The 13,054-nt window shown below is 59.3% G+C and carries 12 protein-coding genes; 5 read left to right on the top strand and 7 right to left on the bottom strand.

Annotated elements, in window-relative coordinates; genetic code table 11:
• The first annotated feature begins 170 nt into the window (after positions 1-170).
• Positions 171-872 (top strand): 5'-methylthioadenosine/adenosylhomocysteine nucleosidase, encoded by a 702-nt coding sequence (locus GTP27_RS18415; protein ID WP_161040660.1) that lies wholly within the window; start codon positions 171-173, stop codon positions 870-872.
• Positions 873-925: 53 nt separating this feature from the next.
• On the opposite strand, the gene putA is transcribed toward GTP27_RS18415, so the two are convergent.
• A complete protein-coding gene (gene putA, locus GTP27_RS18410; RefSeq protein WP_161040617.1) occupies positions 926-4,582 on the bottom strand; it encodes a trifunctional transcriptional regulator/proline dehydrogenase/L-glutamate gamma-semialdehyde dehydrogenase in 3,657 nt (1,218 codons plus the stop codon).
• A 210-nt stretch (positions 4,583-4,792) separates the two neighbouring features.
• Between putA and GTP27_RS18405 the strand changes: the two genes are divergently transcribed.
• Both GTP27_RS18405 and GTP27_RS18400 read left to right on the top strand, forming a co-directional pair.
• Positions 4,793-5,248 (top strand): Lrp/AsnC ligand binding domain-containing protein, encoded by a 456-nt coding sequence (locus tag GTP27_RS18405; RefSeq protein ID WP_155435608.1) that lies wholly within the window; start codon positions 4,793-4,795, stop codon positions 5,246-5,248.
• Between the two features lie 57 nt (positions 5,249-5,305).
• A complete protein-coding gene (locus GTP27_RS18400) occupies positions 5,306-6,880 on the top strand; it encodes a methyl-accepting chemotaxis protein (protein ID WP_161040616.1) in 1,575 nt (524 codons plus the stop codon).
• 19 nt (positions 6,881-6,899) lie between these two features.
• On the opposite strand, the gene GTP27_RS18395 is transcribed toward GTP27_RS18400, so the two are convergent.
• The gene (locus GTP27_RS18395) at positions 6,900-7,868 is read right to left on the bottom strand and encodes a LysR family transcriptional regulator (RefSeq protein ID WP_161035812.1); all 969 of its coding nucleotides are present in this window, start codon (positions 7,866-7,868) and stop codon (positions 6,900-6,902) included.
• 167 nt (positions 7,869-8,035) lie between these two features.
• Here GTP27_RS18395 and GTP27_RS18390 point away from each other — a divergent pair, with 167 nt between their 5' ends.
• Positions 8,036-8,317: a hypothetical protein gene (locus GTP27_RS18390; protein ID WP_229634166.1), complete on the top strand. Its 282-nt coding sequence runs from the start codon at positions 8,036-8,038 to the stop codon at positions 8,315-8,317.
• Positions 8,318-8,319: 2 nt separating this feature from the next.
• On the opposite strand, the gene GTP27_RS18385 is transcribed toward GTP27_RS18390, so the two are convergent.
• The 5 genes from GTP27_RS18385 to GTP27_RS18365 form a co-directional block, all read right to left on the bottom strand.
• Positions 8,320-8,913, bottom strand: coding sequence for a chalcone isomerase family protein (locus tag GTP27_RS18385; protein WP_161040614.1), 594 nt, complete (start codon positions 8,911-8,913; stop codon positions 8,320-8,322).
• Positions 8,914-9,052: 139 nt separating this feature from the next.
• A complete protein-coding gene (locus tag GTP27_RS18380; protein ID WP_161040613.1) occupies positions 9,053-9,307 on the bottom strand; it encodes a YfhL family 4Fe-4S dicluster ferredoxin in 255 nt (84 codons plus the stop codon).
• Between the two features lie 15 nt (positions 9,308-9,322).
• Positions 9,323-9,814: a pantetheine-phosphate adenylyltransferase gene (coaD, locus tag GTP27_RS18375; RefSeq protein ID WP_155435614.1), complete on the bottom strand. Its 492-nt coding sequence runs from the start codon at positions 9,812-9,814 to the stop codon at positions 9,323-9,325.
• Positions 9,815-9,921: 107 nt separating this feature from the next.
• A complete protein-coding gene (gene rsmD / locus GTP27_RS18370) occupies positions 9,922-10,569 on the bottom strand; it encodes a 16S rRNA (guanine(966)-N(2))-methyltransferase RsmD (protein WP_161040612.1) in 648 nt (215 codons plus the stop codon).
• A 46-nt stretch (positions 10,570-10,615) separates the two neighbouring features.
• Positions 10,616-11,530 (bottom strand): DUF6279 family lipoprotein, encoded by a 915-nt coding sequence (locus tag GTP27_RS18365; RefSeq protein ID WP_161040611.1) that lies wholly within the window; start codon positions 11,528-11,530, stop codon positions 10,616-10,618.
• Positions 11,531-11,556: 26 nt separating this feature from the next.
• Between GTP27_RS18365 and glmU the strand changes: the two genes are divergently transcribed.
• Positions 11,557-12,921, top strand: a complete 1,365-nt coding sequence (glmU, locus tag GTP27_RS18360) for a bifunctional UDP-N-acetylglucosamine diphosphorylase/glucosamine-1-phosphate N-acetyltransferase GlmU (protein ID WP_161040610.1) — start codon at positions 11,557-11,559, stop codon at positions 12,919-12,921.
• Positions 12,922-13,054 lie beyond the last annotated feature (133 nt).

Below are 13,054 nucleotides of genomic sequence, written 5' to 3'. Positions count from 1 at the left end.
AACTACTAAACCACGAAAACGCGAAGTCTGCCCGAAATCTGAGGCCCTGTACGCTCTCTGAAAAGCCACTGACACACAAAAAACGCCTTAAAATTCACCGTTTTAAGCAGTCAGCTGTGGAAAAATCGCGATTCATCCACAGACCAGATGGCAAATTCCAGGGAAAAAGTATGCGTTTAGGCATCATCAGTGCATTGGCGGAAGAACAGCATGGCTTGATAGAAGCCATGGAGAGCCCCTCCAAGCGTTTTCACGGCATGCGTGAGTACACGGACGGAAAACTGTGGGAAATCGACGCTGTGTGCGTTTTATCGCGTATAGGCAAGGTTGCTGCAGCCATGACAGCTGCCATCCTTGTGGAAAAGTTCGAAGTTACCCACATCATCTTTACCGGCGTGGCCGGTAGCGGGGATAAAAACGTCCATGTCGGCGATATTGTGGTGGCGGAAGAACTGATCCAGCATGATTTCGATGCCAGTCCCCTGTTTCCCCGTTTTGAAATCCCTCTGACCGGGCTCACCCGGTTTGCCAGCGATCGCGCGCTGACTGAACGGCTGGTGCTGGCAGCGGAGAAAACCGGCCGTGTCCATCGCGGTCTGATTGCCAGCGGTGATCAGTTTATCGGCAAGCGCAGCCAGATCGACGCCTTGAAAACTGCTATACCAGACGTTCTGGCGGTGGAAATGGAAGGCGCTGCAGTGGCGCAGGTCTGTTTCGAGCTGGGTATACCATTTGCCGTGATCCGCACCATTTCCGATAACGCCAATGACGATGCGGCAGTCGATTTCATGCGCTTCGTAAAGACAGTGGCCTCGCGCTACGCCTACGACATCATCGAGAACTTCTGCAAAGCGCGAGGTGGCGCAGAATAAAAAAAAGGCCGGAATGCTTCCGGCCTTAAGACAGCAACAGGTAACCGTCGTGTTTATGCGTCCAGCGTCATCAGGCTGGCATTGCCGCCCGCAGCGGTGGTGTTGACGCACAGGGCGCGCTCGGCCAGCAATCGCCACAGCGGTATCGCTTCGTTGGCGCTGGTATCGATGACACCGACCAGTGCGCCGTCACGTGCGGCCATGCGGCTGCGCAGGCTGGCCGTCAGCGCAGATTCCACCAGTACGATCTGGAACTCGGCATCGAAGTGATCGATCTGGGCGATCACCTGTATGCGGTCCCTGACGGCTGCCGGCAGGTCTTTGGGCAGATGTTGCGCCGTTTCATTGCTCATCAGGGCGATATTGCCGGTAGCCAGCGTCGCTGCCAGCTGGTTGAGCAGCACCGCCTGATTGCTGGCCGCACAGCCGATCGCACCGCGGGCTACCAGAGCCAGCGTATTGCGTTCACCCGTAGGACCGGGCAATACCGTCAGCTGGCCCAGTTGCGATTGACGGCCATAGTTATCCGCCAGCTGGACCAGCTGTTCGTGGCCGAGGTTGTGCGCCCAGGCTTTGAAGGCGTCCAGAGCAGGCGAATCGCTATGTACCGCTGGCTGGCCGCAATGGGCATTGCGCTGCAGGCGTTTTAGGTAGAGCGGGCCGCCCGCTTTCGGGCCGGTGCCCGATTTGCCTTCGCCGCCGAATGGCTGCACGCCGACCACGGCGCCGACAATATTGCGGTTGACATAGATATTGCCGACGTGGGCGCGGCTGGTGATGTAATCGATGGTTTCATCGATACGCGAATGCACGCCCAGCGTCAGACCGAAGCCGCTGCCATTGATCTGGTCCACCAGTTTTGGCAGATCGGCGCGCTTGTAGCGGATCACGTGCAGCACGGGGCCGAAAACTTCCTGCGTCAGTTCTTCCAGTGTACGGATTTCCAGTACCGTAGGCGGCACGAAAGTACCGGCCGAAGTCACGTGGGAGGGCAGATCGAGCGAGAAGTAGTTGAGCGCAGTGGCTTTCAGCTTGTTGATGTGCGAAAGCAGATTCTGCTGGGCTTCAGCATCGATGACAGGGCCGATGTCCGTTACCAGACGGTCCGGGCTGCCCACATTCAGTTCCAGCATTGCGCCTTTCAGCATTTTGATGGTTTTGTCGGCGATATCTTCCTGCAGGAACAGCACGCGCAGCGCCGAGCAGCGCTGGCCGGCGCTATCGAAGGCGGACGAAATCGCATCCTGTACCACCTGTTCCGGCAGTGCCGAGGAATCCACGATCATGGCGTTCTGGCCACCCGTTTCGGCGATCAGGGGAATATCGATGTTTTCCGCGACAGCGCGTTTGGCCAGGGTGCGGTTGATCAGCTGGGCTACTTCGGTCGAGCCGGTGAAAATCACGCCCTTGATCCGGCTATCGGCCGTCAGCGCAGCGCCAACCACTTCGCCGCGGCCCGGCAGGAATTGCAGAGCCGCACGGGGAATGCCCGCTTCATGCAGCAGTTCTACGGCGCGGTGGGCGATCAGCGGGGTCTGTTCGGCCGGTTTGGCCAGCACCACGTTACCGGCAGCGAGCGCAGCGGCCACCTGGCCCGTGAAGATGGCCAGCGGGAAGTTCCATGGGCTGATACAGGTAACGGGGCCGAGCGCCAGCGTGTTGCTGCCGCCGCGCACTTGGTTGGCGTAGTAACGCAGGAAATCGACCGCTTCACGCAGTTCGGCAATCGCATTGGGCAGCGATTTGCCCGCTTCGCGGATCGCCAGCGTCATCAGCTCCATGGCATGGGTTTCGAACAGCTCGGCTGCACGGTCCAGCGCCGCGGCGCGCAGGGCCGGTTCCGTAACCTGCCAGTCCATGGCGTACTGGCTGGCGCTGGTCAGCGCCGTTTCCACGTCGGCGGCACTGGCTTCTACCAGCTGGCCCACCACATCGCTGCGCTGGGCCGGATTGGTGACGTTCTGTACTGGCTGGCCAGCGCTGACACCACCGGCCAGCAGCGGCGTGGCGTGCCAGCTACGCGGCTCGGCCAGCTCGGCGGCCACGCGGCGCAGCACATTTTCATTGGCCAGATCGAAACCGGCCGAGTTTTTGCGTTCCGTGCCAAACATATCGAGCGGCAAGGGAATGCCGCGGTGCGGCTGACCGCCCTGCTCGCGCGCCAGTGCAACGGGATCCTTGATCAGTGATTCGACGGGTATCGCTTCATCGACGATCTGGTTGACGAAGGACGAGTTGGCGCCGTTTTCCAGCAGGCGGCGTACCAGATAGGCCAGCAGCGTTTCGTGGGTGCCGACCGGCGCATAGATACGGCAGGCTTTATCCAGATTGTCCTTGCCCACCACCTGGTCGTACAGCGATTCGCCCATGCCGTGCAGGCACTGGAATTCGTAATCGGTCACGCCATCGCGCTTGGCCCAGGTGTAGATGGTGGACAGCGTCTGCGCATTGTGGGTGGCAAACTGCGGATAGATGACGCTGGTGGCGCCCAGCAGCTTCTGCGCGCAGACCAGATACGACACGTCGGTATAGACCTTGCGCGTATAGACGGGATAGCCGCTCATGCCATCGACCTGTGCACGCTTGATTTCCGCATCCCAGTAAGCGCCTTTGACCAGACGCACCATGAATTTGCGGCCGCTGCGCTTGGCCAGATCGATCAGATAGTCGATCACGAACGGGCAGCGTTTCTGATAAGCCTGCACGACGAAGCCGATGCCTTCGAAACCGGCCAGTTCTGCATCGTGCGCCAGGGCTTCCATCAGGTCGAGCGAGAGTTCCAGACGGTCGGCTTCTTCTGCGTCGATATTCAGGCCGATGTCGTATTGCTTGGCCAGCAGCACCAGTGCGCGCACGCGCGGCAACAATTCGGTCATCACGCGTTCGCGCTGGGCGCGGCTGTAGCGTGGGTGCAGGGCCGACAGTTTGACGGAAATGCCGGGGCCGTCCTTGATGCCGCGCCCATTCGAGGCCTTGCCGATGGCGTGGATAGCCGTTTCGTAGGAAGCGTAATAGTTTTTGGCGTCGGCTTCGGTCAGCGCCGCTTCGCCCAGCATGTCGTAGGAATAGCGGTAGCCGCGTGCCTCGTTGGCCTGGCCGTTCTTGATGGCTTCGTCGATCGTCTGGCCGGTGACGAACTGGTTACCCAGCATGCGCATGGCCAGATCCACGCCTTTGCGGATCAGTGGTTCGCCGCCTTTGGAAATGAGCTTGGTCAGGGCCGAACCCAGCCCCGTTTCGCTGCTGGTGCTGACCAGTTTGCCGGTGATCAAGAGGCCCCAGGTGGCAGCATTGACGAACAGCGAAGGCGATTCGCCCAGATGCTTGCGCCAGTCGCCTTTGCTGATCTTGTCGGCGATCAATCGATCAGCCGTGGCGTTGTCGGGAATACGCAACAGTGCCTCGGCCAGACACATCAGTGCCACGCCTTCTTCGGACGATAGGGAAAATTCGTGCATCAGGGCATCGACGCCGGAAGCGCGGGTGCGCTGGGCACGCACCGAGCTGACCAGTTTATGCGCCAGTTGCTGCGACTGTTTCAGCGTGGCTTCGTCATTGTTGGTTATCTGTTCCAGCAGCCATTGCACGGCGCTCACTTCATCGCGCCGGTAGGCGGCAGTTACTGCGGAGCGGAGGGGAATCGGATCACGCAGGATCTCGTCCTGAAGCGCGGAGAACGGGGTAAAACGCGGGCTGATGACAGCAGACATGGGATACTTTCAGTAAGAAATTTTAGTGCCGTACATTAGAAAAAACGCCCGACCGGCGAGTGCTGGCGAGCGTATTTTGAAGTGAACTGCTAATGATTCGATTGTAAAGCGATTTCTTCTGGATTAATTCTGGTATTACAAGGTACTAGCAATAGATTGTTTTTAGTGAGACAATTTAACCAAATAATATTAATTTTGGAGTCCCCGGAAATGCTAGACAAGATCAGTAAAAAAATCTTGATGGAATTGCAGAGCGATGGCCGCATCAGCAACGTAGAACTGGCTGCGCGGGTGAATCTGTCACCAGCAGCTTGCCTGGAACGTGTGCGAAAACTGCACGAATCCGGCTATATCATGGGTTATACGGCCCAGCTCAATCCGCAGTTACTGGACGTTTCCTTACTCGTTTTCATCGAGGTTGTGCTCGATCGCACCACGCCCGAAGTCTTCGATGCCTTTAAACATAGCGTTCAGCTGATACCAGAAGTATTAGAATGCCACATGGTTGCTGGCGGTTTTGACTATCTGGTAAAAGCTCGCGTCAAGGACATGGCAGCATACCGCGAATTCCTTGGTAAAACCCTGCTCCAGAAAGGTGTACGTGAAACCCACACTTACGCCGTTATGGAAGAGGTGAAGAATACCACCAAGTTGCCCATAAAATAGCAGCAGAGAACGAAATTTACATCGTTCTCCTGTTGCAGCCTGTAACGGGGGAGATAGATGAAGCTTTTTCAGCAGCCATGGCTGTTAAGGGGACTGTGGCTGGGCGCGGCAACGCTACTCGGCATGGTGATCGCTTTAGTGCTGGGCTGGCTTACCGATAGCCCCGCTTCTCTGCTAGCGACGGCCGGGCTGGCCTTCCCTACAGCACTGGCTGCAGCATTGCTGATGCGCTGGTACGAAGCGCGTCGCTACAGTGACGACGGGGCGCGCCGTTTTGCCCGTGTGGTGGGCGATGAAATCGACGCCATCATGATAGGCGCCGCCGAAACCTCTTTCTTCGTCGATTCCGTCAAAACCAAAGTGGCGCTCGATGTCGGCACCAGCGCCGACATTGCCGACCGCGCCACGGAAAATCTCGAAGCCTCCAGCGTTATCGCCGCCAATGCCGAGCAGGCTGCCCGCATTGCAGCGCAGGTTAAAGGTGAAACTGTCGCAGGGCGCAGCGAAGCGGATCTGGGCCTACAGCGTATCAAGGCCGCTCGCGCAGAAGCGCAGACGGCCGGTGCCATGATGGCCAGCTTGCAGTCCAATGCCCGCAAAATTTATAGCTTTACCGAAGCGATCAGCGAGATTTCTGCCCGTACCAATCTGCTGGCGCTGAATGCCGCCATCGAAGCAGCGCGGGCTGGCGAACAGGGGCGCGGTTTTGCCGTGGTGGCCAACGAAGTGCGCCAGCTAGCCTTACGCACCAAAGAAGCGACTGATGAAATCAGCGCCATGGTGCGCGAAATTAACCAGCAGGCCGAACAGGCAGCCGGCGGTATGACCACACTGGCGCAAAGCGTGAGCGTGGCGGTGGGCAATGTCGAAACCGTGCACGGATTGCTGGGTAACATAGAACAGTCGTCGAGCGTATCGGAACAGCAGATTGGCCAGATTGCCCAGGCGGCGCGCGAGCATGTGGATACCAGTGAAATTATTGCTCAGGGCGTCAGCAGTATCCGCGACAGCCTGCATTCGACCGAGCAGCAATTGCCACGTGCGGCCGGTTCGGCGCAGGCTCTGGCCGAACGGGCCGAAGTGATTACCCGTGCGCTGAGCGCATCGGCCATCGAAAGCTCGCATGATCCGATCCGGATCGCTGCCCAGCAGGCGGCGCGCGATGTGGGACGGTTGTTCGAATCGGCCATTTCCAGCGGTCAGATCAGTCAGGAAGCGCTGTTCGACCGCCATTACACGCCGATACCGAACACCAATCCGCAAAAGCATAAATCGCGCTTCGATGATTTCACCGACCGGGTATTGCCACCTTTGCAGGAAGCCGTGCTGGAAGCCATGCCGCAGCTGGCTTATGCCGGTGCGGTGGATAACAATGGCTATTTCCCCACCCACAACCGCAAGTTCTCGCAGCCGCTGACGGGCGACTACGATGTCGACATGGTGAATAACCGCACCAAGCGGATATTCAGCGACCGCACCGGCAAGCGCTGCGGCAGCAGCACCCAGCCCTTCCTGCTACAGACTTACAAACGCGATACGGGCGAAGTGATGCACGATTTATCCGTGCCGATTTATGTGAACGGCCGCCACTGGGGCGGCTTCCGCGTCGGCTACCGTTCCAGCCACAGTTAATAGCTGCGGCCGGACAGTCTCAGTAGGTGTCGCTGCGCGGCGCCGAACCGGGCGCCGTGCGCTGGGCCACGCTGTTCATGCCTTCCAGATGGCGGCGCAGCCACTTGTGGGCGGGGCTGCGCGCATCGCGTTCGTGCCACAGCATGTCGAGGTGGACGGCAGGCAGCTGGAACGGCAATTCCTTGGAAATGAGCGCGTCGGTCATCCCTGTCGAGGCGATCAGGTGGCGCGGCAGCACGGTAATCAGGTCGGAGTTGGCCACTACCCGGCCTGCCGTGAAGAACTGGTTCACGGTCAGCAGAATGCGGCGTTCGCGCTGGATCTGTGCCAGCGCTTCATCCACCAGACCATGCGCGCGGCCGGAGAAACTCACCAGCAGGTGATTGGCGGCGCAATAGTTATCCAGCGTCAGGTCGACTTTCGACAGCGGGTGGTCGCGCCGCATCACGCACACATAATGGCCCGAATACAGCCGTTCGTGGCGGATAGGCGAACCCGTTTCGTAGGACAGCTGGGCGGCCACGCCGGGGAAAAAGCCGACGGCCAGATCGATATCGCCGCGCAGCAGCATGGGGCGCGGTTCCCGCGTGGTCAGCGGCACCATGCGCACGTTCACGCCCGGTGCTTCATTTTCGATCGAGCGCATCAGGGCTGGCAGCCAGAAGGCCGCCGTGGCATCGGCCATGGCCATACGGAAGGTGGCGTGGGCCGCCGATACATCGAAGGTTTCCGGTGCGACTGCCGCTTCCAGACTGGCCAGCGCGCTGCGCACGGACGGCCACAGCGACTCGGCGCGCGGCGTCGGTTTGACGCCATAGGCGGTACGGATCAGCAACTCGTCGCCCAGACTTTCGCGCAGACGCTTGATGGCATTGGAGACGGCCGGCTGCGTCATGGCCAGATGGCCGGCGGCGCGGGTCAGGTTCTGCTCGGTCATCACGGCGTCAAAGACGCGTAACAGGTTCAAGTCTAGCGTCAGGAAGCTCATGGCGGCTCAGTCGTGGCTCAGATGGTCGGATGGACAAGAAATATCATTTTGCATCAATGATACGACATTCCATTCACCAAATGAATAATTGTTATCGGGGAAGTAAATTGGCTACTTATGTTGCACTGCACTATAGTACCGTCTGATTCTAAATGCCTTGTAACACCATGTCTACCCTGATTTCTGCCGTACAAAATATCTCTCTGATCAGCGCTGGCGAGCTGGCGCTGGCAAGCGGCGCCGTGTGCGCCGTGCTGCTCTTGTTTAAACCTTTGCTGACGGGCCTGGCCCGCGCCGCCATGCTGCTGGTCCGCCCGCGCCTGAGCAAGGAAGAGCAGCTGCAACGCCGCCAGATGCGCGATGCCATGCTGCTCAAGCATATGCTCAATTCCATCGAAGGCGAGCCTAGTCACGTGGCCGAGCTGCGCGCGATTGCTTCGCGCGTCTAGACTTACTTTCCGCCCAGTAGTGCTGGTTTCAGGTCACTATCGACCGGATGCTCACCCAGCCAGATGCGCAGTACGGCGTTGTAGAACGCCACGTCAGGCATCAGCTCACCGATCTTTTTACCGTTCAGATAGCACTGGGTACCCTCGTTCGGGGTCCAGTCCAGCGTCAGCTGGTCGTTCTTTTTCAGGGCGGGAATCTGGGCAAACACTTCACCGAACTTCATGGTCTGCGGCAGGATGCGGGTGCGCTCGTTCTTGTCGGTATTGTTGTTCAGACCATCCATGAAGGCTTTGCCGAAATCTTCCGAGCTGACTTCGCGCAGCATGGTGATGGCAACCCGGCGCGGGCCGCTGGTGGCCAGCACGTCGGCCACGCTGGTTTTCTTTTCTGTCAGGTAGAGGCCGGCGGCATACACCTTGAAGATGACTTTGGTGCGCACGCCTGCGCCATTGAGTTTGAGCTCGCTGCCCGCGACCTTGATGCTATCGTCGAACTTGACGCCAGCGACTTCCACCGCAGCCAGTGCGGGCAGGCAGAAGCTGCCAGCCAGCATGGTGGCGGCAAACAGGCTTTTCAGGATATTTCTGCGTTTCATATGTCGTCTCCGAAAGGTAGTGGGGCCGGCGCACCGGGCGCTCTGGACTCGATCGGAATATACCACCGCTGGCACGACATCATGCAGGGAAAACCGCAGGCAGCCGGAATTGGCCGCTGCGGCATGGTGGTGTGGCCTGTCAGGCCTTGCTTGCCTGCAGGCGCTCGAACTTGGCCTGCAGTTCTTCCTTGCTCTCCCGCATGGCAGGATTGAAGGGTATGCAGCTTACCGGACACACTTGCTGGCACTGCGGCTCGTCAAAGTGGCCCACGCATTCGGTGCATTTGTCGGGGTGGATCTGGTAAATTTCGGCGCCCATAAAAATGGCGTCGTTGGGGCACTCGGGCTCGCACACGTCGCAATTGATGCAGTCGTCGGTAATCATTAAGGCCATGCTGGTACTCGCTGCTTACTGGTCACGGGTGGCGGCAATTTTCTTTTGCAGCCAGCGGTCGACCGAGGGGAACACAAATTTGGAAACATCGCCACCGAGTACGGCAATCTCGCGCACGATGGTGCCGGAAATAAACTGATACTGGTCGGATGGCGTCAGGAACATGGTTTCGACATCGGGCAGCAGGTAGCGGTTCATGCCCGCCATCTGGAACTCGTATTCGAAGTCGGACACGGCGCGCAGGCCGCGCACGATGACGCGGGCATCATGCTCGCGCACGAAATCCTTGAGCAGGCCGGAAAAGCCCTGCACTTTTACGTTGGGATAGTGACCCAGCACTTCATTGGCGATGGTCAGGCGTTCTTCCAGCGTGAAAAATGGTTTCTTGCTCTGGCTATCGGCGACCCCGACCACCAGCGTGTCGAACAGACCCGATGCGCGACGCACCAGATCCTCGTGACCACGGGTCAGCGGATCAAAAGTTCCCGGATAAACAGCTACGACCATGTCGGCTCCTTGCAGTGCACCAATTTAGAACGCGCCATTATGCCTGAAAAATGCCGTTTGCCCGCATTTCGGGCACTCTGACGGCGGCTTTTGGACAGCCGGCGGGCTTAAATCTTGCGTTTTAGTAAATGGAAGTGCACCATGCCCGCTTTATCGGCGCGGATCACTTCCCAGCCGGCCATCCATTCCGGGCTGGCATCATCGGCAAACTCGAGCGGTATGCCCGACTCGGCATACACCAGTCCACCCTCTTCCAGCAATTTGCTGCACAGCGGCAAAGCACGCTCGATAAAGCTTTGCTGGTAAGGCGGATCGAGGAAGACCAGATCGTAGCGCTGGCCCCGGCTGGCGGCCGATTGCGCCACGGCCAGAGCATCGCCGCGCATGATCTGCACCTTGTCGGCTTTGAGTTTCTGTTTGATGGTTTCCAGCTGCTGCACCACGGCCGTCACGCTATCGACCATGGTGACGCTGAGCGCGCCCCGGCTGGCCGCTTCGAAACCGAGCGCACCGCTGCCGGCGAACAGATCGAGCACGCGCGCGCTGGCCCAATCGCCATCGCGCTGGTGGTTGATCCAGTTAAACACGGTTTCGCGCACGCGGTCCGGGGTCGGGCGCAGGCCGGAGGCGCTGAGCACTGGCAGGGGCGTGCGTTTCCAGCTACCGCCGATGATGCGCACCTGATGGCTGTGCTGCGGGCCATGGACGGGAACTTTGGCCGGTTTGGCGGGTTTGCTGGCGGGCTTTCTAGGCATGATGCAGGTGGTTGATTTATCAGGCGCGACTATAACATACGGGGCTTCACGGCCTGCTGCTGTGGCCTTCCTGCGCCAGCACTTTCAGGTCGTGGATACAGTCCTGTATTCTGTGCTGGGCGTGAGCTTTCTGACTTGTTGTGGATAACTGTATGACGCCCAGCACCATCTGCACGGTGCTTTCCTCATACTCGACCAGGGCAGGCGCACGGGGCCCGCTCTCCATCTGCCGGAAAGTGTCGTTGATCAGCTGGCGCAGCAATTCCATGGTGGCGACGCGGCCCGGTTGTTCCTGCTGGATTTTGCGCGCCAGCGCCACGATTTCACTCTGGCGCCGCATGCGCTCTTCCAGCAGCTGGCTGGTAAGCAGAGGCCGGGCATCGGACAGCTGGCGGATCTGCGCTTCCTGCGTCCGGCTGAAATCACCAAACCACAGTTCGAACTGGTCCAGCGCTTGCTGGAAGCGCGCCTTTTGCTGGGTTGCTATATCACCCCGCATATATTTGTCGCGGAATTCGGCATTATTGGCCGCGAACTTCTTTTCCATGGAGCGGATCTGTTCGGGCCGCAGCGAGCGCAGCAGGTCAGCCAGTTCCGGCACGGCATGCAGCAGCAGCACCTGCATGCGCTGGCGTACTTCGCCCCAGCTGGCGCGCAGGCTGGCCGTATCGGTGGGATTATTCAGGTGGCGCTGCTGGCCCGTCTGCAGTAGCTGGGCATAATCCTGCAGCTGGCTGGTGCGATGCCACTGGAAGAGCTGATCGATATCCTTCCGGACCTGAGTTTTTTGCTCGCGGTCAAGATCGACATAGCCGTCCAGCCACCAGTACAGCAAGGTGTCGCCGTGGTTGTAGGCTAGTCGCAGCGAGCTGCAGGCACCCAGCGCCAGCAGCAGAAATAGTGCAAAGGTGTAAGGCCAGAGTGCACGGGCAGCAGGAAAGGCCATGTTAAACTTTCGCATTCGTTAACTCTTTTGAACTGGCAACTATGAACGTAGTGATCCTCGCCGCAGGCATGGGCAAACGCATGCAGTCCGCTTTGCCGAAAGTTTTGCATCCGCTGGCCGGCAAGCCGCTGCTGTCGCACGTACTCGATACCGCGCGCAGTCTTGCGGCCAGCCGATTATGCGTGATTTACGGCCATGGTGGCGCGGCCGTACTGGACATGCTGGCTAAGCAGCCGGAAAAGGTGGCGACTGCCTTGCAGGAACCGCAGCTGGGTACGGGTCATGCAGTTATGCAGGCTCTGCCGGAACTCGATGATCGGGCGCCTACCCTGATCCTGTATGGCGACGTGCCGCTGACCACCGCCGCATCGCTGCAAGGTCTGATCGATGTGGCCGGGCAGGACAAGCTGGGCATCCTGACCGTGGTGCAGGACGACCCTTTCGGTCTGGGCCGTATCGTCCGCGAAAACGGCGAAATCAAGCGCATCGTCGAGCAGAAAGATGCCACCGAGGAAGAGCGCGCTATCAAGGAAATCAATAGCGGCATCATGGTGGTGCCGACTGCCCGCCTCAAACAGTGGCTGGGCGCGCTGAAAAATAACAATGCGCAGGGCGAGTACTATCTGACCGACATCGTCGCCATGGCGGTGGCTGATGGTGTGCCGGTGGTGGCAGCGCAGCCTTCGGCCCAGTGGGAAGTGGCGGGCGTGAACAGCAAGGTGCAGCTGGCCGAGCTTGAGCGCATTCATCAGGGCAATATTGCGCTGAAATTGCTGGAACAGGGCGTGACTCTGATGGATCCGGCCCGTATCGATGTACGTGGCGAACTGATCTGCGGGCGCGATGTGGTGATCGATGTGGGCTGTGTGTTCGAAGGCAAGGTCGAACTGGCCGATGGCGTGCAGGTGGGTGCGCATAGCGTGCTGGTGAATGCCCGCATCGAAGCCGGTGCCCAGATCAAGCCGTTCTGCCATATCGAGGAAGCCGTCGTGGGCCCGGTCTCTATCATCGGCCCCTATGCACGCCTGCGTCCCGGCACCGTGCTGGCGGAAGATGTGCATGTGGGTAACTTCGTCGAAATCAAAAATGGTCAGGTGGCCGCACACAGCAAGGCCAACCATCTGGCCTATATCGGCGATGCCACCGTGGGCTCGCGCGTGAATATCGGCGCCGGCACGATTACTTGCAATTACGATGGCGCCAACAAGTTCCGCACCGTGATCGAGGATGATGCCTTTATCGGTAGCGACAGCCAGCTGATCGCCCCTGTCACCGTGGGCAAAGGCGCCACGCTGGGTGCCGGCACTACGCTGAGCAAGGACGCACCGGCAGGCAAGCTGACCATTTCGCGGGCGCGCCAGCTGACCATCGAAGAATGGACCCGTCCCGTCAAGAAGCCGAAATAAGCGCAGCATAGCGCCAGCCTAAGCCGGGATTCTTCCCGGCTTTTTTGTTGCCGCTCGAGTTATTAGCAGTGTTTTTATCCTTGTGGATAAACGTGTGGAGAAGCCTGCGGATATCGGCTGGGTAAGCGACGGA

The organism is Duganella qianjiadongensis, assembly GCF_009857915.1.
Taxonomy (GTDB): Bacteria; Pseudomonadota; Gammaproteobacteria; order Burkholderiales; family Burkholderiaceae_D; genus Rugamonas; species Rugamonas qianjiadongensis.
The sequence above is the reverse complement of the archived record's forward strand: the minus strand, read 5'-3'. Positions and strand labels throughout refer to the sequence as shown.